Annotated in this window: 26 protein-coding genes; 14 read left to right on the top strand and 12 right to left on the bottom strand. The window is 62.2% G+C overall.

Annotated features, from left to right (window positions below; all coding sequences use genetic code 11):
- Positions 1–62: 62 nt before the first annotated feature.
- The 5 genes from FFI89_RS06295 to uvrB all read left to right on the top strand — a co-directional run bounded on the left by FFI89_RS06295 (position 63) and on the right by uvrB (position 5,874).
- Positions 63–968: a LysR substrate-binding domain-containing protein gene (locus FFI89_RS06295; RefSeq protein WP_138833902.1), complete on the top strand. Its 906-nt coding sequence runs from the start codon at positions 63–65 to the stop codon at positions 966–968.
- The gene (locus tag FFI89_RS06290) at positions 958–2,181 is read left to right on the top strand and encodes an NAD(P)-binding domain-containing protein (protein WP_138833900.1); all 1,224 of its coding nucleotides are present in this window, start codon (positions 958–960) and stop codon (positions 2,179–2,181) included. The genes FFI89_RS06295 and FFI89_RS06290 overlap by 11 nt, the downstream gene beginning before the upstream one ends.
- Positions 2,182–2,288: 107 nt before the next feature.
- Positions 2,289–2,504: a hypothetical protein gene (locus FFI89_RS06285; RefSeq protein ID WP_138833898.1), complete on the top strand. Its 216-nt coding sequence runs from the start codon at positions 2,289–2,291 to the stop codon at positions 2,502–2,504.
- Between the two features lie 11 nt (positions 2,505–2,515).
- Positions 2,516–2,731 (top strand): hypothetical protein, encoded by a 216-nt coding sequence (locus tag FFI89_RS06280; protein WP_138833896.1) that lies wholly within the window; start codon positions 2,516–2,518, stop codon positions 2,729–2,731.
- Between the two features lie 137 nt (positions 2,732–2,868).
- A complete protein-coding gene (gene uvrB / locus FFI89_RS06275; RefSeq protein ID WP_138833894.1) occupies positions 2,869–5,874 on the top strand; it encodes an excinuclease ABC subunit UvrB in 3,006 nt (1,001 codons plus the stop codon).
- A 49-nt stretch (positions 5,875–5,923) separates the two neighbouring features.
- Here uvrB and FFI89_RS06270 read toward each other — a convergent pair whose 3' ends face one another.
- A complete protein-coding gene (locus tag FFI89_RS06270; RefSeq protein WP_138833892.1) occupies positions 5,924–6,352 on the bottom strand; it encodes a hypothetical protein in 429 nt (142 codons plus the stop codon).
- 50 nt (positions 6,353–6,402) lie between these two features.
- Positions 6,403–7,497 carry a hypothetical protein gene (locus tag FFI89_RS06265; RefSeq protein ID WP_138833890.1) on the bottom strand — a complete coding sequence of 365 codons (1,095 nt, stop codon included), beginning with the start codon at positions 7,495–7,497 and terminating at the stop codon, positions 6,403–6,405.
- Between the two features lie 853 nt (positions 7,498–8,350).
- Between FFI89_RS06265 and FFI89_RS06255 the strand changes: the two genes are divergently transcribed.
- Positions 8,351–8,776, top strand: a complete 426-nt coding sequence (locus FFI89_RS06255) for a hydrogenase (protein ID WP_138833888.1) — start codon at positions 8,351–8,353, stop codon at positions 8,774–8,776.
- An 18-nt stretch (positions 8,777–8,794) separates the two neighbouring features.
- Here the strand turns inward: FFI89_RS06255 and FFI89_RS06250 are convergent, their stop codons facing one another.
- Positions 8,795–8,986 (bottom strand): hypothetical protein, encoded by a 192-nt coding sequence (locus tag FFI89_RS06250; RefSeq protein ID WP_138833886.1) that lies wholly within the window; start codon positions 8,984–8,986, stop codon positions 8,795–8,797.
- Positions 8,987–9,221: 235 nt separating this feature from the next.
- A complete protein-coding gene (locus FFI89_RS06245; protein WP_138833885.1) occupies positions 9,222–9,467 on the bottom strand; it encodes a hypothetical protein in 246 nt (81 codons plus the stop codon).
- A 308-nt stretch (positions 9,468–9,775) separates the two neighbouring features.
- Here FFI89_RS06245 and FFI89_RS06240 point away from each other — a divergent pair, with 308 nt between their 5' ends.
- From FFI89_RS06240 to FFI89_RS34240, 6 genes are all read left to right on the top strand, one after another.
- Entirely contained in the window at positions 9,776–10,222 is a 447-nt protein-coding gene (locus FFI89_RS06240) for a nuclear transport factor 2 family protein (protein ID WP_138833883.1), read from the top strand.
- 236 nt (positions 10,223–10,458) lie between these two features.
- On the top strand, positions 10,459–10,728 hold the full coding sequence (locus tag FFI89_RS06235; protein ID WP_138833881.1) for a hypothetical protein: 270 nt from the start codon (positions 10,459–10,461) through the stop codon (positions 10,726–10,728).
- 189 nt (positions 10,729–10,917) lie between these two features.
- A complete protein-coding gene (locus FFI89_RS06230) occupies positions 10,918–11,352 on the top strand; it encodes a nuclear transport factor 2 family protein (protein WP_138833879.1) in 435 nt (144 codons plus the stop codon).
- Between the two features lie 205 nt (positions 11,353–11,557).
- Positions 11,558–12,472 carry a hypothetical protein gene (locus FFI89_RS06225; RefSeq protein WP_246669374.1) on the top strand — a complete coding sequence of 305 codons (915 nt, stop codon included), beginning with the start codon at positions 11,558–11,560 and terminating at the stop codon, positions 12,470–12,472.
- A gap of 153 nt (positions 12,473–12,625) precedes the next feature.
- The gene (locus tag FFI89_RS06220; RefSeq protein WP_138833877.1) at positions 12,626–13,045 is read left to right on the top strand and encodes a hypothetical protein; all 420 of its coding nucleotides are present in this window, start codon (positions 12,626–12,628) and stop codon (positions 13,043–13,045) included.
- Positions 13,046–13,270: 225 nt separating this feature from the next.
- Positions 13,271–13,408, top strand: a complete 138-nt coding sequence (locus FFI89_RS34240; protein WP_168212802.1) for a hypothetical protein — start codon at positions 13,271–13,273, stop codon at positions 13,406–13,408.
- 65 nt (positions 13,409–13,473) lie between these two features.
- Here the strand turns inward: FFI89_RS34240 and FFI89_RS34235 are convergent, their stop codons facing one another.
- From FFI89_RS34235 to FFI89_RS06210, 3 genes are all read right to left on the bottom strand, one after another.
- Positions 13,474–13,617 (bottom strand): hypothetical protein, encoded by a 144-nt coding sequence (locus tag FFI89_RS34235; RefSeq protein ID WP_168212801.1) that lies wholly within the window; start codon positions 13,615–13,617, stop codon positions 13,474–13,476.
- A 131-nt stretch (positions 13,618–13,748) separates the two neighbouring features.
- The gene (locus FFI89_RS06215; RefSeq protein WP_138833875.1) at positions 13,749–14,231 is read right to left on the bottom strand and encodes a MaoC family dehydratase; all 483 of its coding nucleotides are present in this window, start codon (positions 14,229–14,231) and stop codon (positions 13,749–13,751) included.
- Between the two features lie 5 nt (positions 14,232–14,236).
- A complete protein-coding gene (locus tag FFI89_RS06210; protein ID WP_138833873.1) occupies positions 14,237–14,698 on the bottom strand; it encodes a MaoC family dehydratase in 462 nt (153 codons plus the stop codon).
- Between the two features lie 203 nt (positions 14,699–14,901).
- Between FFI89_RS06210 and FFI89_RS06205 the strand changes: the two genes are divergently transcribed.
- Positions 14,902–15,195, top strand: coding sequence for a DUF4282 domain-containing protein (locus FFI89_RS06205; RefSeq protein WP_074823961.1), 294 nt, complete (start codon positions 14,902–14,904; stop codon positions 15,193–15,195).
- A gap of 96 nt (positions 15,196–15,291) precedes the next feature.
- On the opposite strand, the gene ychF is transcribed toward FFI89_RS06205, so the two are convergent.
- The 5 genes from ychF to FFI89_RS06180 all read right to left on the bottom strand — a co-directional run bounded on the left by ychF (position 15,292) and on the right by FFI89_RS06180 (position 18,900).
- Positions 15,292–16,389, bottom strand: coding sequence for a redox-regulated ATPase YchF (ychF, locus tag FFI89_RS06200; RefSeq protein WP_138833871.1), 1,098 nt, complete (start codon positions 16,387–16,389; stop codon positions 15,292–15,294).
- A 39-nt stretch (positions 16,390–16,428) separates the two neighbouring features.
- Positions 16,429–17,034 (bottom strand): aminoacyl-tRNA hydrolase, encoded by a 606-nt coding sequence (pth, locus tag FFI89_RS06195; RefSeq protein WP_138833869.1) that lies wholly within the window; start codon positions 17,032–17,034, stop codon positions 16,429–16,431.
- 21 nt (positions 17,035–17,055) lie between these two features.
- Complete coding sequence (locus FFI89_RS06190; protein WP_138833867.1) at positions 17,056–17,805, bottom strand: 50S ribosomal protein L25/general stress protein Ctc; 750 nt, start codon at positions 17,803–17,805, stop codon at positions 17,056–17,058.
- Positions 17,806–18,015: 210 nt separating this feature from the next.
- Complete coding sequence (locus FFI89_RS06185) at positions 18,016–18,621, bottom strand: YdeI family protein (protein WP_138836124.1); 606 nt, start codon at positions 18,619–18,621, stop codon at positions 18,016–18,018.
- A gap of 27 nt (positions 18,622–18,648) precedes the next feature.
- Positions 18,649–18,900 (bottom strand): accessory factor UbiK family protein, encoded by a 252-nt coding sequence (locus FFI89_RS06180; RefSeq protein WP_138833865.1) that lies wholly within the window; start codon positions 18,898–18,900, stop codon positions 18,649–18,651.
- Positions 18,901–19,105: 205 nt separating this feature from the next.
- Here FFI89_RS06180 and FFI89_RS06175 point away from each other — a divergent pair, with 205 nt between their 5' ends.
- Positions 19,106–19,840: a dienelactone hydrolase family protein gene (locus FFI89_RS06175; RefSeq protein ID WP_138833864.1), complete on the top strand. Its 735-nt coding sequence runs from the start codon at positions 19,106–19,108 to the stop codon at positions 19,838–19,840.
- Positions 19,841–19,848 lie beyond the last annotated feature (8 nt).

The following is a 19,848-nucleotide window of genomic DNA, read 5'->3' as shown; positions in this document are numbered from 1 at the left end:
TGCTTGGACCGCGGGCGCAAACTGAGTTATCTTGCCCTGGCATCAGTTTTCCTGAGGGTTACGTGCGGCGGCTGCTCTTTCTCAACGGCATCAAGGCATTCGAGGCGGCGGCGCGGAGCGGCAGCTTTGCCGCGGCGGGCGCCGAGCTGAACGTGTCGGCGGCCGCGGTCAGCCGCATGGTGCACCTTTTGGAAGAACGGCTTGGCGTCGCTCTGTTCGAGCGCAAGGCCAACCGCCTCGAGACCACCGCGGCGGGGCGGGCCTATCAGAGCGGACTGACCCCGATCTTCGATGCGCTGGCGAGCCTGACCGCGCAGGTGACGGCTCCCTCCGGCGCGCGGGTGCTGACCATCGGCGTCGGGCCGACCTTTGCGATGCGCTGGTTCATCCCGCGGCTGGTAGATTTTCGCAAACAAGAACCCGACATCGAGGTGCGCATCACCACCGGCGGCGCGGCCGCGCCGTTCGGCGACGACTGGAGCTGCGGCATCAAGCTCGGCCACGGCGAGTGGCCGGGCCTGATCGCCGAACCCTTATTCGCCGCCGACCTCACGCCGGTCTGCGCGCCGCGGCTCGCCAACGCGCTGAAGCGCCCGGGCGACCTCAAGGGTCCGACCTTGCTGCGCGTCGCGCATTCGCCGGACGACTGGCCGTCCTGGCTGAAGGCCGCCGGCGTCGCCCGCCTCACCGCGCGCGGGCCGGAGTTTCAGTTCTACGGCCAGGCGCTGCAGGCCGCCGTCGACGGCCTCGGCATCGCGATGGGCATCCGCCCCTATATCGACGACGACCTCGCGGCCGGACGGCTGGTGGCGCCGTTCGATATTGGCGTGCCCAAGGGCATGCGCTGGTATCTGGTCTATCGCGGCTTCCGCACCGAGCAGCGCGACTTCGCCGCGTTCCGGCGCTGGATCATTCGCGCGGCGGCGGAACCGGCCGCGCGCCGCAAGGGCCAGCGCCATGCCGGCTGATCGGGTCAAGACCCTGATCATCGGCGGCGGCCAGGCCGGCCTCGTGATGAGCCACCGGCTCAAGCAGCGCGGACTTTCCCATCTGGTGCTGGAACGCTCACGGATCGCCGAACGCTGGCGCAGCGAACGCTGGGACGGCCTGAAATTCCAGTTTCCGAACTGGTCGGTGCGGCTGCCGGATTTTCCGTTTCCACACACCGAGCCGGACGCCTTCGCCGCCACGGATGAGATCGTAAAATTCATCGAGGCCTATGCTGATTTCGTCGCGCCGCCGATCCGCTGCGGCGTCGAGGTGACACGGCTACACCGACGCGATGATGCACGCGGCTTTGTCGCCCAGACCACCGATGGCACCATCGAGGCCGGCAATGTCGTGGTCGCCACCGGTCCCTATCAGCGCGCGCTGGTGCCGGACCTGCTGCGCGACCATCCGGTGTTTCAGGTCCACGCCTCGAATTACCAAAATCCGGAGCAGCTTCCGTCAGGCTCAGTGCTGGTGGCCGGCGCCGGCGCGTCGGGCGCGCAGATCGCCGAGGAGCTGCAGCGCGCCGGACGCCGCGTCTATCTTTCGGTCGGCACCCACCGCCGGCTGCCGCGCCGTTACCGCGGCCGCGACCTGTTCTGGTGGCTTGCCGAAATGGGGATCGACCAGATCCCGACCGCGCAGCGCGGGGCGTCGGGGTTGGGACCGGTGATCTCGGGCGCCTATGGCGGCGAAACTATCGACTTCCGCCGTTATGCCGCCGACGGCATGACGCTAACAGGACATCTGCGCAGCGCGCGCGGCGGCGTGATCGAGATCGCGCCTGGACTTGCCGAAAGCCTCATCGCCGGCGACCTCGTCTTCACCACGTTCCTCAACATGGTGGACGGCTACGTCAAGCTGCATGGTCTCGATCTGCCCGACGAACCCGGGGCGCGGACAACGCTGCCGGATCCGGCTTGCGTCATCGAACCCTTGCAGCGCCTCGACCTTGGCGCAGCCGGCATCGGCGCGGTGATCTGGGCGACCGGCTATGGCCTCGATTTCGGCTGGATCGATATCCCGGTGAAGGATACGAACGGCGATCCGCTGCACCGCAATGGCGTCACCGAGGTGCCGGGACTGTATTTCCTCGGCCTGCCATGGCTGTCGAAGATGAATTCCTCGTTCCTGTCAGGTGTCGGCGACGATGCCGCCGTGCTCGCCGACCATATCGTCGCGCGGCGCTGATTTCCGCCGCGCTCGCCGGAAATAGTGCTGAGAATGTGAACTCGTTCACACCGGCTCTTGCCGCGCCATGATCTGCTGACCCAACGCACAATCCCGGGAGATTCGCCATGATGTATGGCGGCTTTGAAATTCAGTCGTTCGAGGTGGGGAGAGGTCTATGGCACGCCAGGATTCAACGGGCGGATCAGGAGCCGTTCGTGATCGATGGCCTGTCGTTTCCGACGCTCGAAGTCGGCTTCGCCTGGTCGGATCCGGAGGCGGCGATCGCGGATGCGATAGCCCATATCGACCGCTTCAAGCCGCGGTTCACGGCGGCCCTGTAGCGAGTCCGAAGGTGCCGGCAGCCCAAGTCGCGGCCACTTCGTCGGCGCTGCCGTCCCGGCTGACCAACTGCCCGGATTGCAAAGCTGACCTGACGGTGCTGCGCATCATCCCCGGCCGCGCCGGCGCCGAATACTGGACCATGCGCTGCACGCGATGCGGCGGGATTCATCTCGACATCGTCGGGGCGAGCGAGGTCACGCAAGGCCCGGGCGATCTGCGGGCTTAGCTGCGCGATTGCAGTTCCGTCTTTCCTTCCGTGCGGCGTCTTACTGACATCTGCTGACAACCAAAACACGTCAGCAGCCTTTCTTCCCCCCAGCCTTTGCCCTTTTCTCAGCCCCTGACTCGCCCCATATTCCGGCCATGGCGAAGAACCCCGGCACTCCCAAAAAACCCGCGAAAACCCCGAAATCCAAAGCGCCAAGTTCTAAGGCGTCCCGGCCCGACGTTCAGCCAATCGGGCCGGCGCTGGCGGAACTGCTCAATCCCGCGCTCAACCGCGGCGATGCCGGCATGGGCTCGGGCACCGGGCTGCAGCCGCCGCCGGACAATTCCTGGGACCGCCGCGCCGGCGGCGAGGCCGCCGCGCACCGCGCGCGGGCGTCGACGCGTGCAACCGGCGACAATGTCGCCAAACGCGACGCGCAAGGCTTCGACGAGGCGCCGCAAGCCAATTACGGGACGTCGGCGACGATCCCGACCCTCGATCCCGAACTGGCGCGGCAGCTTGGCCTGCCGACCGCGGAAGACGATGACGAGGCGCTGGCACGGCCGCCGCGCAGCAAGATGGAAGCCTTCGGCGTCAAGGCCACCGCCGACGCGCTGGAAAACCTGATCCGCGACGGCCGCCCCGAATTCAAGGGCGATGACGGCCAGGTCCGGATCTGGACGCCGCACCGGCCGCCGCGTCCCGAAAAATCCGAAGGCGGCGTGCGCTTCGAGATCAAATCCGAATACGAGCCGAAGGGCGACCAGCCGACCGCGATCAAGGAATTGGTCGAAGGCATCCAGCGCAACGACCGCACCCAGGTGCTGCTCGGCGTTACCGGTTCCGGCAAGACCTACACCATGGCCAAGGTGATCGAGGCGACGCAGCGGCCCGCCATCATCCTGGCGCCGAACAAGACGCTGGCGGCGCAGCTCTACGGCGAATTCAAGAGTTTTTTCCCCGACAACGCGGTCGAGTACTTCGTCAGTTATTACGACTACTACCAGCCCGAGGCCTACGTGCCGCGGACCGACACCTATATCGAGAAGGATTCGTCGATCAACGAGCAGATCGACCGCATGCGCCACTCGGCGACGCGCGCGCTGCTGGAGCGCGACGACGTCATCATCGTGGCTTCGGTGTCCTGCATCTACGGTATCGGCTCGGTCGAGACCTATACCGCGATGACGTTCGCGCTGAAGAAGGGTGAGCGCATCGACCAGCGGCAACTGATCGCCGATCTCGTCGCGTTGCAATACAAGCGCACCCAGGCCGATTTCACCCGCGGCACCTTCCGCGTCCGTGGCGACGTCATCGACATCTTCCCGGCGCACTATGAAGACCGCGCCTGGCGCGTGAACCTGTTCGGCGACACCGTGGAGAATATCGAGGAGTTCGATCCGCTCACCGGCCACCGCCAGGACGATCTCGAATTCATCAAGATCTACGCCAACTCGCATTATGTGACGCCGCGCCCGACCCTGGTGCAGGCGATCAAGTCGATCAAGTCGGAACTGAAACTGCGGCTCGACGAGCTCAACAACCACGGCCGACTGCTGGAAGCGCAGCGGCTGGAGCAGCGCACCACCTTCGATCTCGAAATGATGGAAGCCACCGGTAGCTGCGCCGGCATCGAAAACTATTCGCGCTACCTCACGGGACGCCGCCCCGGCGAGCCGCCGCCGACGCTGTTCGAATATGTCCCCGACAACGCGCTGGTGTTCGCCGACGAAAGCCATGTCACGGTCCCCCAAATTGGCGGCATGTTCAAAGGCGACTTCCGCCGCAAGGCGACCTTGGCCGAATACGGCTTCCGCCTGCCCTCCTGCATGGACAACCGTCCGCTGCGCTTCGAAGAGTGGGACATGATGCGCCCGCAATCGGTCGCGGTGTCGGCGACGCCGAGCGGCTGGGAGCTGAACGAGAGCGGCGGCGTATTCGTCGAGCAGGTGATCCGCCCGACCGGCCTGATTGATCCCCCGGTCAACATCCGCCCGGCGCGCACCCAGGTCGACGACCTCGTCGGCGAAGTCCGCGCCACCGCGCAGGCGGGTTACCGCAGCCTGATCACGGTGCTGACAAAACGGATGGCCGAAGACCTCACCGAATACCTGCATGAGCAGGGCATCCGTGTCAGGTACATGCACAGCGACATCGACACCATCGAGCGCATCGAGATCATCCGCGACCTCCGGCTCGGCGCGTTCGACGCGCTGGTCGGCATCAACCTGCTGCGCGAAGGCCTCGACATTCCCGAATGCGCGCTGGTCGCGATTCTCGACGCCGACAAGGAAGGCTTTCTGCGCAGCGAAACTTCGCTGATCCAGACCATCGGCCGCGCCGCGCGCAACGTCGACGGCAAGGTGATCCTCTATGCCGACCAGATGACCGGCTCGATGGAGCGCGCCATCGCCGAAACCGACCGCCGCCGCGAAAAGCAGGTCGAATACAACACCGCGCATAACATCACGCCGGAGAGCATCAAGAAGTCGATCGGCGACATCATGAACTCCGTCTACGAACGCGACCACGTGCTGGTCGAGATCGGCGACGGCGGCATGGCCGACGACGTCATCTCGATCGGCCACAATTTCGAGGCCGTGCTGGGCGATCTCGAAACCAGGATGCGCGAAGCCGCCGCCGACCTGAACTTCGAGGAAGCCGCCCGCCTGCGCGACGAAGTCAAACGCCTGCGTGCGACAGAACTGGCCGTGGTCGACGATCCCACCATCAAGCAGCGCGGCGTCGCCGCGAAAGCCGGCGCCTACACGGGCACGAAAAAATACGGCGACGCGGCCAACCTTCCCGCGAGCGCGATGAAAAAGAAAGGTGGAATGCGCGCCGGCTCATCTTCCCCCTCGCCCCGTTCTTTACGGGGTCGAGACGAGCGAAGCTCGCTCTTAGAGGGGCGGGGTGAGGGGCGCTCCACGGGTGGTGCCAGCGGCTCTTCCAAAGTCCACAAACCCCATCTCGACGAAATGCACGGGCCCGAGTCCCTGCCCTTCCGCCCCGACAGCGCCAAGCCGCGCAAGCCGGACCTCGGCAGCGGCAGCAAAATCTTCCAGCCGACGGACTCGCGGCAATCAGGCCCGGAGTTCGGGCCGACGCCGCGCTCGAGCGGCGGTGCACCCGGGCACCGCGGCGGGTGGAAGAAGAGGTGAGACATCTTTTGCTTCAAACTACAATCTGGACAGAGGCGAAAGAACGTTCTTATGCTGAGATTGCCGTCAGTAATTCCGCTTGCCTATCTTGGTTCTTGAAGATGTTGCCAGGATAAGCATCCGGAAACTTCTTATTTATCGCGGGTATAATTGCGTTCAAAGTATCAAACGCCAATTGCTCGCATTTGAGCATCACGGGCTTTAAGTCGCAGTTCGCATCTTTCAGAATCCCAAGATTAACCTGAGACAGAACACGGAAAAGAATAAAGCGATTGCCATGAACTGCAATCAATCGTTCTCTCCCTTCAAGGCTATCTGCTAGCTCGGCAAGCTTTGCATCGACCGCCATCATTAACTGAACAATGTTCCACAGATACAACGCGGTCGTGCCGTCATTGAAAAGCTTCGTGTACGGCTCCTTCTTGATATCATCCCACAATCCGCTGATGTAGCGCTTCGCAGAAACGGCTAGTTTCAAGTCCCCAGATGCGCAGGCGGCGGCAACTGTTGCCGCGCGAATATTGAAACCTAAACTCGGAGGAGGATCGGGCTCGCCCCGTCTAAACGCATAGCCGAGACGGCGCCATACACGGCGTCGTAAGGTTTCAGCAGACGCCCCCAGTTTCGCAGCATTACGGAAACGTCAATGTCAGACGCCCTCGTTTTTGACCTTGCGATATGAGTGATCTTCGAGAAATCAATCTCGCGGAATTCCATAAAGTCCTTCTGGATCTTATTTTGCTCCAGAAGAAATTCGCTAATCTTTGAATTTATGTTCTTAGCAATGTTGTTGTCGCTCGTATGCGCCAAGAGCATAACGAGTGTAGTCTCAATATCTTTTAGCGAATTTTCGATCTTGTTGATAAACGGATGCAGGTTGGAATTGTCGGTTGTCCACTTCAATTCCAAAACGTTCTTTACTCCATCACGGAATCGCGTGAAATCCGCCAGCTCGACTCCTTTTCCACCCGACCTCCATTTGCTCTGAACAAAATAGATGATTTTCTTTTTATCATCGATGTAGATTCCATCGATGCCGTCATCAGAACCACCATCGGTTACGCATTTGGCAGCATCCTCAGGCCTCAAGTCGGCATCGTCCATCAAAGACAACGCCGCCAAGGATCGAGTTAAAAAGAAATTCTCAATATCTTTTTCGGGCTTACCAGCGACATCGCTTAGATTCACTGCACCATCAAAAAGGCCGTGCAGCCGCTCTGCAAGTCTAGTGAGGAGTAATTGTCGATTTCCAGCCATATTCCGCAATTCTAAATGTTGTGACCATCTGTGAGAGCTCAACCAATCTCGATTAGGACGGCCACTTTGTACACAATTCAAGGGGGAAACTGGTGTGCAGTGCACGTATCCCCGTGTAAAGTCTTTCCAAATCGACAGCCCACCCAACTTTGCAGTAAGGGCGACGACTACCTTATTCACCACATCGACCGCCAGCAGCATCTGTGACTGCGGCGAGGCGACCAGCTGCGTATGCCATCGCCGATCAGCCCTCGCGAAGGGCGCCACCACCCCCAACCCCTTGTGTTGCCCGACGGGCAAATCACGCTTGGTCTCGGTCGAGTCCTTCGCGCAAAAATATTCCGCTTCGCGATTCCCCCAAATCACTCCTACAACTCCGCCATCCCGTCCCAAACGAGGGGCGTATCCGGATCGTCAGAAACGCGGGGCGGGATGCGGTGGACGCGGCAGCGTCGGCGTGAACGGGAATTGCAGGGCGGGCTTGGCCTGTGAGCGATCACCCTCATGCAGACGAACGGCGCTTTGCTCGGCTGAGCCTTCTGGCAAAGACGGGCGTGTCCGGCGAAGCCTGTTGGCGAACCTGGATTGCTGCGTACGGCAAAACCGTGTGGGCCTGGCATCCGTTGCTGATGTCAAGCTGGCGGAGATTTGTTGAGCCCAACCGGGCTTTGATGGATCGCTAATTCGCCAGCGACGGTGACAAAAACGAATTCGTCGCCGGGGCGAGCACGGCATAAGCCGTCAAACCATTGCGCAGGGAAAGTCGGAGTGCCTCCGCTGAACCTGTATGCTCGTGTGCGTTTTTGCTTGTGCATCTTGCACGCGAGACCGCGGGTACAGCGTGTACCCGGCTTTCCCTGCGCCCCTCATTTTCGAGGGACGAGATTTCTGCCAAGGCTCGGGCGCGTCGCGCCGCGAGAACAATGGCAGTTGTTTCGGTGTCATTGCGAGGAGCGCTTGCGACGAAGCAATCCACCTATCCGTTATGCCGCGCGATGGATTGCTTCCGCCTTCGCTCGATGGATTGCTTCCGCCTTCGCTCGTTGAGCTTCGGCGGACAAGTCGCTTCGCTCGCAATGACGGAACGGCTGTTTGAAACGTGAATCCGAAAAGCGCTTTCTATCAAGCGCGAATGACGCCCTCACCCGAGCGGAGATGGCTGGTGTTCTGCGTCGGGCCCCCGCATACTTCTTCGCGTTGCCCGTAAAGGAAGATTGAAATGAACGACGGAAAACGCCGGCTCTGCTGGCATGGCATGTTTTTGTTTCTGCTGGGATTGCTGACCGGCCTGGTCGAGCAGAAGCTCGGGAATCCGCGAATGGGGCTCGCCGCTCACCTCGAAGGCGTCATGAACGGCATATTTCTGATCGCGCTTGCCGCGATCTGGCTGGACCTGCGACTGTCGTCGCGACAGAGTATGGTGACCTACTGGACCCTGCTGTATGGGACCTATGCCAACTGGGCCGTGACCACGCTGGCCGCCATCCTGGGCACCGCCGCAATGTCGCCGATCACTGGCGCGGGGCACGGCGCCCTGCCTTGGCAGGAAGCGCTGGTTACGCTGGGCTTTGTCTCGGTCGGTCTTGCGATTATTGCCGCAACGCTTCTTTGTCTCTGGGGTCTTCGGAGGGGCGCGACGAGCTAAACGTTCGCCGAGAGCCGCTCACCCCGAGCGGCGATGGCTGGTGTTCTGCGTCAGGTTGCCGTGCGCGCCCTGCTCGCGGATGTTGTGCTTCTCGTCGTCGCGATGGCCTTTAGTGGTGTCGAGGGGAACAGCGGGCGCGCTGCCGGCGCCCTTGTGGCTCTGGTTGTCGTCGGGCACGGGCGTGATGGTTTTGGTCGGTGGCTTCGTCATGCGGTTCTTCGTTGTTCACGGAGAAGGACAACGCGGCTGGCGGGCGGGTGGTTCCGGGAAAAACCATCAACCGTCATTGCGAGCGAAGCGACTTGTCCAGCGAAGCTCAACGAGCGAAGGCGGAAGCAATCCATAGCCAAGAAGGAAGTATGGATTGCTTCGTCGCGGAGCCTGTCATCGGGCGCGCGTTCGCGCGACCCGTTGGCTCCTCGCAATGACGGAGGAGAGAACGCCGCTACAGCTTCTCCTGGCCTGCCGGCGCCCGGGTCTGGTGCTGCTGGTCCTGCTGGCGGTTCGGTTCGTTGGCGCGATGGCGGCCATAGGCGCAGCCGGCGATGGCGCCGAGCACGCCGTGATGTCCGGCATAGTGACCGGCGACGCCGCCGACCACGGCGCCCTTCAGGCAGCCCTTGGCGTCGGCCGGCGAGGCCGCAACGATCGCGAGCGTCGCGATGGCGAAAATGGCGGCTGGGGTTTTCATGATGCGATGTCTCCGGAATGGATGTCGCAGCGATAACCGCTGTTACGGAATGAAGTTCCGGCGCTAGCCCCACCATCGTCATCCGCCCCGGGGTCGGCGCAAGGCGCCGCCCGATGACAGGCTCCGGCGGGTGACCCGGTATTCCCGTGGCGTGGTGATTGGCGAATTATCAAAAAAGTACACCTAACGATCGTTAACTGTTTTGTCCCGGCTCTGATTCCTTTTGCTGATTGATCCCTGTGCTATTCCATCCACAATGAAGCCGGCCGCAACAGTCGGGCCCCTACACCGGCGGAGAAAAAAAGCGGATGACCGCGGAACTCAACCGTCAGCGCGTGCTGAACTTCCTCGACGTGTTCTATTCCGGCGATATCGACGGCGCGCTGGCGCGCTGCACCGACGACATCGAATTCACCGCCAACGCCCCGGTCGATCTGCTGCCGCATATGGGCCATCGCCAGGGCAAGGCCGCGATGCGCGAGATGTGGAGCGCCGTTCACGCCCGGTATTCGGACATGCGCCACGAGGTCCCGATCCTGGTCGCTGACGATGACAGGGTGGCCGCACATATTCGCGTGTTCTTCCGCAAGCGCGGCAATCAACGGGTGGTGCAGTTCGATATCGCCGCCTTTTTCACGCTACGCGACGGCCTCATCACCCAGATCCGCGAAATCATCGACACCTTCGATCTGGTCGAACAACTGCTGGAGCGCGACGTCAGCGCGGTCCTGATCGGCAAGCCGGAAGAGATCTAGCTCCGCCGTCATTCCGGGGCGGTCCGCAGGACCGAACCTCAGGGATGCAATTGCATCCCGGGGAATCTCGAGATTCCCCGATGCGCAATTGCGCACCGTAGTTCGTCGCTGCGCGCCGCCCCGGAATGACAGCGAAGGTGTAGCGACCACTGCGCCCGACAAATTCCCTCTCCGCCTTGAACCTCTCCGCCCCGGCGGTGACACACCACAAGGCTGTTTCCGGACAAGAAGAACAGATGAAGATCGCGTTGCTGGCTCTGCTTGGCTTGGCATTGGGCGCCCTGGGGGGCGCGGCGCTCGGTATCGGCGCCGGTCTCGCCTGGGTCGAAATCTTTAAAACCACGAGTTTTGAAGGCTATAGCGGGATGCTGGTGTTCTTCACCTTCATGCCGCTCGGCGCCGCGATCGGCGGCATCGGGGGCGCCCTGCTGTTCGGCGTGATCGCCATACGCGACGGCGAAATTGCGGTCGAGCGCGAGCCGGTGCGGCGCCAGGAGCGACGCTAGACCAGTAACAATACGCTAAGACGCGCCAAGCGTTGCATTTGTGAAATGCAAAAACGCAGTTGTGTTCTGGAAAAAGCCACCTATTTCACACTGCAACAGTGAAGTTCAGCATTTCGGCCCGGCGTCATTGAAGACGCGCCATGGGCACGATTGCTGTTTCCGCAAATCCAGTTCAGGGACATCACCAAAATGACAGAGCACAGTCTCTGGCGTTTTTCGCGCGCGTTGCATCGCGCGATCAATGAGCGCCAGCCTGCCGACCTCGAGGCCTTGCTCGACGACGACGTCGACTGGGCGATCTACGGACCGATCGACCTGTTTCCTTTCTTCGGCTCGCGCCGGGGCAAGGCCGCGGTCATGGAGGTCGTCGCGCAAATCGCCGACAACGTCCGGGTCCATCGCTTCGACCGCGAGTCGATCATGCTGGGGGTGGATTCCGCCTCCTCGATGATGCGCTACTCGCTGACCGCGCTGGACTCGAACAAGCCGATCAGCCTGCGGATCGCGCACTTCGCGCAGTTCAAGGCCGGCCGGCTGACCAATTTCCGCGTTCTGGTCGACACGTTCGACCTGGTCGAGCAGACCGTCGGTTACCCGATCCACCTGCCCCGCATGGCGGTCTAGGGACTCGTCTGCCTCTCCTCTTCGCCTTGCCCGGTCATCGCTGCCTGCCTTGCGCAGGTGGCGTGGACCTCTCGGCGACGCCGGACATCCACGTCTCGTCTTTTCCAGCCCCAAGACAGACGTGGATGGCCTGGCTTTACGTCCTCGCCATAATTTCGCACCACAACGAACGCATTCTTGGCGACACTTGGAATGCAGGCGGGCAATGAATCCCACGACACAATATGGCCGGACGAGGCTGCTGATGCTGGCGGCCGGCTTCAGCCTGCTCTCGGTGCTGGCGGCAGCGGCGCAGACACCGCCGGCCGAGGACGATGCGGAGATGCCTGCGGCGGAAGAAGGCGCGGCCGCTCCCGACGTCAACGACACCGACATCATGAAGGACATCGACGTCAGCAAGCTCGACTGGAGCCAGCTCAATGTCGACGCCTCGACCCTGACCGGTCCGGCCCTGAAAGGCCGCGCCGCGCCGAAAGACCCCGCCAGCGCCGATGCCACCTGGTCGAATAACGCAAAGTCGAACGGCGCCTCCGCCGTCACCGTCAAGCAACCCATCACACCGTTCTGGGACACCCGCATCGGCGCCGACATGACGGTCGCGCGCCAGGGCACGCTGACGACCTCCGAACAGCTTTCGGAAAGGCTCGCCAATGGCGGCAGCCTGCCGCAATCATCGGGCACCGCCTGGGCCGCGATCACCGCGCCGGGCGTGGCCTCGATCTGGGACAAGACCGCCGTGGAAGCCCGCGTCGATCCCGGCCAGGAGCAGACCAAGCTCGGCACCTCCTTGAGCAAATCGCTGCCGCTCAGCGACCAGTATTCGCTCACGCTGCAGAACAACTACAACCTGATCCAGCAGGGCATCGTGCCGGTGCCCGGCATCATCAGCCGCCCGGCGCGCAGCTACGAGACCGAGCAGTCGGCCAGGCTCGGCATCGCCGACACCGGCACCAGCTTCATCGCCGGCCAGACCCTCTCGACCTCCGACGACAGATGGCTGCGCAAGGTCGGCGCCGAGCAGAAGCTGTTCGACGGCGTCACCATCTCGGGCTCGATCGGCGAGACGTCGACCGGTGGAACCAACAAGAGCCTCAGCGCCGGCTTCAAGCGTAGCTGGTAAGAGATGCATTTTCCGGCAATCCCCCAGGAATGATCCAGCATTGCCGCATATTGGCCCAGATGCGGTCAAAATCCGCAGTCCAGATGGCGCCGTACCACTTCGTCGTGCGGGGGACGTCCGCGCTCGCTTGAAAGCGAAACAGAGGAATAGCCGATGAACGCTACTATTCGTTCCGAAGACATTGAATCAAATACCGAGGTCGACAGCAATCTCGCCGCCGTGTCCGAGGTCGAAGCCGGGATCCGCGACTTCGTCCGCAACGACATTGCCTATCTGCGCCGCCCGTCGGTGCCGAGCCCGGAGACCGTGCCGCTCGACGCCACGGCCGAGGCCACCGTCAACAATGTCAACTCGCTGATCCAGCGCGTCGCCGGAACCTCGCTGGCGGAAATCGAGAAGCTGATTTCGGAACTCGAAAGCCTGCGCGATCTGTTGCATGCCGAAGGCCAGCGTGTTCAGCGCGAGATCTCGGGCTATGCGCAGCTCAGCCAGGCCGCGATGAAGTCGACGCGCATGATCGCCGACAACGTCACGCAGTGGAAACGCGCCGCCGACGGGCTGCGCAACAGCTAAACGCCGCTTCATCAAGCCTTGACCCGCCGCCGCCTCCTGCTAATGGAGCGCGGCGGTTTCGTTTAGAGCGTTTTCGAGTGAAGTGGATACCGGTTCACGTAAAGAAAACGCGTCAAAACAAAAGAGCCAAATCGATTTGAACGTGCCGGCTGTGAGCTGCGACCAACAGCAGGCGCCGTCACCTCGGGATGGGGATATGGGCTGGAATTTTTGGGGATATTCTTGATGGAAAGCGTCCGGCCGGATAACGTAGATCCGATTCCGTTGCAGCGTTCACAGCACAGCATGGCCAGCATCATGATCCGGTTTATCGGACTGCTGCTGATTTTCGTGGTGGTGATGGGACTGCTCTGGAGCCACTGACGGGCCGGCGGAATTTATCGCCGAACCCGCCCCCGCGATCGACGCGTGGCTAGCGAATTCTCAAACTACCGGCTGGCGATCGCGGTGCTCTCGAGCGTATAGCCGCCGTCGGCATAGGTTTTCACCACCATGGCGGTGGTGAGCATCACCGCAAGGGTGATGGTTGCGAAGATAAAGCCGACGAATTTCAAGCCGCTGCGATCTGCCATGATCACCCCCTCGGTGTTTCCCCTGGGATCGATATGGCAGCGATAAAGTTCACAATGCGTTAGCGAAAAAACCGTTGCACGGATTCATCAATACCAATCCATTAACGGCGCAATTCGGTAACCATGTCGGCTCAGGAGCCGGCGTTGCGTCGCGGCACAAACGCGGTCGCCAGGAACGAGTAGACAAGTTCGCCGCGCTGGTTGGTGCCGGTGTTGCGGACCTGCAGGACGCCCCATTCGGGACGCTTCTCCGACGTGCGCTTCGATTCGACGACGCTGGAAAAACTGATGGTGTCGCCGGCCAGCACCGGCCTGATCCAGCGCAGTTCGCGAAAGCCCGGCGACGGCCCCCCGACCGCGACTTGCTCGCCGCGCGCGGCGGCTTCCCGCATCAGGCGCTGGCCGTCGGCCACCATCAGCTTCATGCACACCGACCCGACGTGCCAGCCTGACGCGGCCAATCCGCCGAACAGGGATTTGCGGCCCGCCTCCTCGTCGAGGTGAAAGGCCTGCGGATCGAATTGCGCGGCAAATTTCTTGATCGCTTCGGCGGTGAAGGTGAACGATCCCACCTCGCGGCGCACGCCGATTTCCATGTCCTCGAAGAAACGCATCGGACCTACTCCGCCGCCGCATCAGTGCGACGGCGCACCATGATCGGCGACACCATCTCGCACAACGTCACGCCGGCAGCGTTACGGACTACAGCCTTGAACGTCACGATGCCGGTATCCGGGCGACTGCGCGAAATCCTGGCTTCTTCGACCTCGATATCAGCCGTCAGGTCGTCACCCGGTCGCAGCGGCGCCAGCCAGCGCAATTCGTTGACGCCGGGCGAGCCCATCGAGGCGGTGCGGCTGATGAAGCCGTCGAACATCATCCGCATCAGCAGCGAGCAAAGGTGCCAGCCCGAACCGGACAGGCCCTTCAGCATCGACGCCTTGGCGGCTGCTTCGTCCAGATGCATCGGTTGCGGGTCGTATTCCGCGGCGAAGGCCAAAACCTCCTCGCGCGTGACATGGCGCGGACCGTACGTGCCGAAATGGCCGGGCTTGAAGTCTTCGAAGCTGAGCGTTGTCATGACCAGGGATTTTGGATCGCGAATTCGGATTGAGGATTTATGGCGGACAAGCCCGATTGTGGCCGTTATTTACAGCAATCTCAACCCATCCACGCGCATGGCTCGTTCGCTGGCTTGCTCAAGGCCCTTTTCGGAGCTAGGCCCTGTGCTGTCGCGAACCAGGCTGGACACGAATCATATTTGAATCGCCGGGAGAACCACCGATGTTCGATTTTCAGGATCTGTTCCAGTGGGACCGCTTCATCACGCCCACGATCATCAAGACGTTCTACTGGCTGGTGATCGGGTTGATCATCCTGTTCGGCATCTCCGGGATTTTTTCGGGCCTGGCCGCGATGGCGATCAGCCCGTTCGGCGGATTCATCCTGCTGCTGTCCTCGATCGCCGGCGTCGTCGTCGGCATCGTGTTTTCGCGCATCGCCGCGGAATTCATCCTGATCGTGTTCCGCATCAACGAGCATCTCGGCGCGATCCGGGACCAGGGGCAGATGCGGTAAATTCGTCATTCCGGGATGGTGCGCAAGCACCAGACCCGGAAGTTCGAGATTCCGGGTTCGATGCTGCGCATCGCCCCGGAATGACGGCGACAACAATCAGTTATTGAACCGGAAATGCATCACGTCGCCGTCGGCGACGACGTATTCCTTGCCTTCCAGCCGCAGCTTGCCGCCATCGCGGGCGCCGGCTTCGCCGCCGAGCGCGACATAGTCGGCATAGGCGATGGTCTCGGCGCGGATAAAGCCCTTTTCGAAATCGGTATGGATCACGCCGGCCGCGGCCGGGCCCTTGGTGCCGCGATGGATGGTCCAGGCGCGCGCTTCCTTCGGGCCGACGGTGAAATAGGTGATGAGGTCGAGCAGCTGGTAGCCGGCGCGGATCAGGCGGTCGAGGCCGGCTTCTTCGAGGCCGAGCGTGTCGAGGAAATCGGCGCGCTCCTCGCGTGACAGCGTCGCGATTTCGGATTCGATCTTGGCGGAGATCACCACCGCGACCGCCCCCTCTTTCTTGGCGTGCTCGAATACCTGCTTCGAAAAATTATTGCCGTCCTTGGCCGAGCCTTCCTCGACGTTGCAGACATAAAGCACCGGCTTCGACGTCAGCAGGCCGAGCATGCCGAAGGCCCGCTCTTCTTCAGGCTTGCGTTCGAGAAACCGCGCCGGCTTGCCGTCGCGCAGCAGCACCAGCGCGCGGTTGACGAGATCGAGCTGTTCCTTGGCATCCTTGTCGTTGCCCTTGGCCTTCTTGGCGAGGTTGTCGACCCGCTTCTCGAGGCTGTCGAGATCGGCGAGCATCAGCTCGGTCTCGATGGTCTCGATATCGGCCAATGGAGCGATCTTGCCTTCGACATGGGTGATGTCGGAGTCCTCAAAACAGCGCACCACATGCGCGACCGCATCGACCTCGCGGATGGTAGCGAGGAACTGGTTGCCGAGGCCTTCGCCCTTGGAGGCGCCGCGCACCAGCCCTGCGATATCGACGAAGGTCAGCCGCGTCGGAATGATCTGCCCCGACTTGGCGATTTCAGACAGCTTGTCGAGCCGGGGATCCGGCACCGCGACCTCGCCGACATTCGGCTCGATGGTGCAGAACGGATAATTCGCCGCCTGGGCCGCAGCCGTTTCGGTCAGCGCGTTGAACAGCGTCGACTTGCCGACATTGGGCAGTCCGACGATACCGCATTTGAATCCCATAATGTGTCCTGAAGTCGGTTGCGGGCGGTCGGCGGCGCGTTACGCAGCGCCGTCATCGCCCTTCTCGAAAAATCCCCTGGCCTGCATCGCCAGATGCACCTTGTTCTGAAACGCCGAGTCGCGGCCGCTGGTGAGCAGCGCAGCAGCATCGGCGACCGCCTCGCACAACGCCTCGACCCAGGGCCGGTCGCTCTTGGCAAAATCCGACAGCACGTGGCTGTGCACCAGTTCCTTGACGCCGGGATGACCGATCCCAAGACGCACCCGGCGATACTCGTTGCCGATATGCGAGGAGATCGAGCGCAGCCCGTTGTGGCCGGCAATGCCGCCGCCGATCTTGACGCGCACTTTCGCCGGCGGCAGTTCGAGTTCGTCCTGAAACACGGTGATCTCGCCGGCGGAAAGCTTGAAGAAGTTCGCGGCTTCCTGAACCGCGCGCCCGGACTCGTTCATGAAGGTGGTCGGTTTGAGCACAACGACCTTCTCGCCGTCGAGCGTACCTTCGGAAGTTTCGCCCTGAAAACGGCGGCGCCATGGTCCGAAACCATGACGCCGCGCAATTTCATCGACGGCCATGAACCCGATGTTGTGGCGGTTGTTCGTGTACTTTCCGCCCGGATTACCGAGACCAACAAACAGGCGCATGACGCGGCATCCCGCGTGAGCTTACTTCTTCTTGTCGCCGCCACCGGCAGGCGCCTTGGCGCCAGCCGCCGGGGCCTTCGCACCCGCCGCCGGAGCAGCACCCGCTGCGGGCGCAGCCGCAGCCGCACCAGCCGCCGGAGCAGCACCCGCCGCCGGCGCAGCACCACCTGCCGCAGCAGCCGCAGCCGCCTTGATTTCTTCGGCGTAGCCGGACGGCGGCACGATGGTCACGAGCGTCGCGTCTTCACGCGACAGCGACTTCACGCCGGCCGGCAGCTTGATGTCGGACAGATGCAGCGAGTGGCTGATTTCCAGTGTGCTGACATCGGCCTCGATATACTGCGGAATGTTGTCGACCGAGCATTCCAGTTCGATGGTGTGGGTGACGATGTTGACGGTACCGCCGCGCTTCACGCCCGGCGAGGCTTCGCTGTTCTGGACATGCAGGGGAACGCTGACGCGGATGGTCGCGCCTTCGCCGAGCCGCATGAAATCGACATGGACCGGGAAATCGCGCACCGGATCGAGGTGGAAGTCGCGCGGAATCACGCGCTGCTTCTTGCCATCGAGATCGATGTCATAAATCGTGGTGAGGAACCGGCCGGCCTGAATGCGCTGGCGCAGTTCGGCATCGTCGACCGAGATCGGCGTGGGGGGCTGGTTGTTGCCATAGATCACTCCGGGAACTCTCCCGGCGCGACGCACTGCCCGGGCGGCCCCCTTGCCGATCTTCGGACGCGCGGTCGCCTTCAATTCCTTGACGGTCGCCATTGTCGTAAGTCCTTGTTTTCTAAAAAGTTAAAGGCCGCATCGCGGCCCATTGGCGTCCGACAGCAAGCCTCCAGGGGTGCGGGGGCTGCGGACGTGGCGGGCTTTTAGCCCCAAAGGGGCAAAATGACAAGGAAATGAAGGGATTTTTCTGCTTCCCTTCCCCCTGATCCCGGATGCCAAACGGGACGCCGGGCCGCCGAATCCGGTCGGCTAGGCCTGTTTTCGGGCCTTCAAGGGATGGATCGTCTTACCCTCGGCCAGCATCGCCACGAACTTCTCGATCCGTGCCGCCCGGGTCTCCGGCTTCTTGGCGCTGTGGACCCGGTAAAGGATCGCGAAACGGTTGGCGCCGTCGAGCATTTCGAAGAAGCTTTTTGCGCCCTTGTTCTTCGAAAGCGCGGCACGGAGATCGTCGGGGACCTCGGCCGTACTCTGCGGCGCATAGGCGGCGTCCCAGCGGCCGTCCTTTTTCGCGCGGTCGATCTCTCTCAATCCCGCAGGGCGCATTCGCTTCAGCTTGACGAGTTCAAGTGCCCGGGCGCGGTTCTTTTCGGACCACTTGCTGGCGGATTGACGGGGCGTGAAGCGGATCAGCCAGAACTTGCCGTCGAAGGCGTCAAGTTGGCCATCGATCCAGCCATGGCACAGCGCTGTATCGATCGCTTCCTGCCTTGAAACGCTGGCAATTCCAGACGATTTCTTGGCCAGCTTGAGCCACAATCCCTTGGAATCCACAGGCTGCGACGCCAGCCATTCTTCCCAGGCCTGTTGCGATGTGAACGCAATGACCGGCAGATCGCGCTTGGCTTTTGCCATCTGAGGGCCGCGGCCGTCAGCCATCCGTCACCCGCCGAGCTTGGCTTCCAGGGCCGCGATGCGGGCCTTCAGCGCCTCGTTTTCCTCGCGCGCCAGGCGCGCCATGTCCTTGACCGCATCGAACTCCTCGCGCTTGACGAGGTCGAGGTCGCGCAGGATGCGCTCGGCCTGGTTGCGGACCACGGCATCGACCTCGCGTTTGACGCCTTGCGCGGCGCCGGCGGCGTCGTTCATCAAACGGCCGATCTCGTCGAAAAACCGATTGCTGGTCTGGGTCATCTGGAACGCTCCGGTCGCTGCACGTTTTCGCTAGGCAAGACTTCACGCAAGACAATGGTGATGCCGGGGAAAAGATCAAGGGAAAGGTCAAGGTCGCAGCTCGAGGCCAATGTGATGGCCGTTTACCTTGTCATGCTCCGGTTTCCTTGCAATCGTATTTGGTGCCCAATCAGAAACCAGAATCAAAACAGGCAAAGCAACGCCCATGATCGACCAGCAGATCGACATTCCGACCAGGGACGGCAAGACCACCACCTTCATCACCCACCCCGAACGCGGCGGGCCGTTTCCGGTCATTATTTTCTACATGGACGCGCCGGCGATCCGCGAGGAGTTGCGCGACATGGCGCGGCGGCTCGGCACGGCGGGCTATTACGTGATGCTGCCCAATATGTACTACCGCGCCGGCGTCATGGAGCTCGGGCCGATCAATCCCGATCCGGAATCGCCCGAGCGCAAGAAGATGTTCGAGCTGATGCACTCGCTCACCATTCCGCTCGTGATGGAAGACACCAAGGCCCTGCTCGCTTACGCCGGAACCCAGAAGGCAGCCAACACCAGCATTGTCGGCACCGTCGGCTACTGCATGAGCGGACGCTATGCGGTCAACGCGGCGACGCACTTCCCCGATCGCGTCAAGGCGACGGCATCGATCTACGGCGTGCAACTGGCGACCGACCAACCCGATAGTCCGCATCTCGCCGCTGATAAGACCAAGGCCGAACTCTATTTCGGCTGTGCTGAGACCGATATCTATGCGCCGCCCGAAATCATCGAGAAGGTGAAGGAAGGCATGAAGGGAACCAAGAACGAGGTCGAACTCTATCCCGGCACCCATCACGGCTTCGCATTCCCGAAGCGCCCGATCTACGACCGCGATGCCGCCGAGCGGCATTGGGAACGGCTGCTGGCGCTCTATCGCCGCAACCTCGCCGCCTAGACGTCGAC

Origin of the sequence: Bradyrhizobium sp. KBS0727 (assembly GCF_005937885.2) — a bacterium.
GTDB lineage: Bacteria > Pseudomonadota > Alphaproteobacteria > Rhizobiales > Xanthobacteraceae > Bradyrhizobium.
The sequence above is the reverse complement of the archived record's forward strand: the minus strand, read 5'-3'. Positions and strand labels throughout refer to the sequence as shown.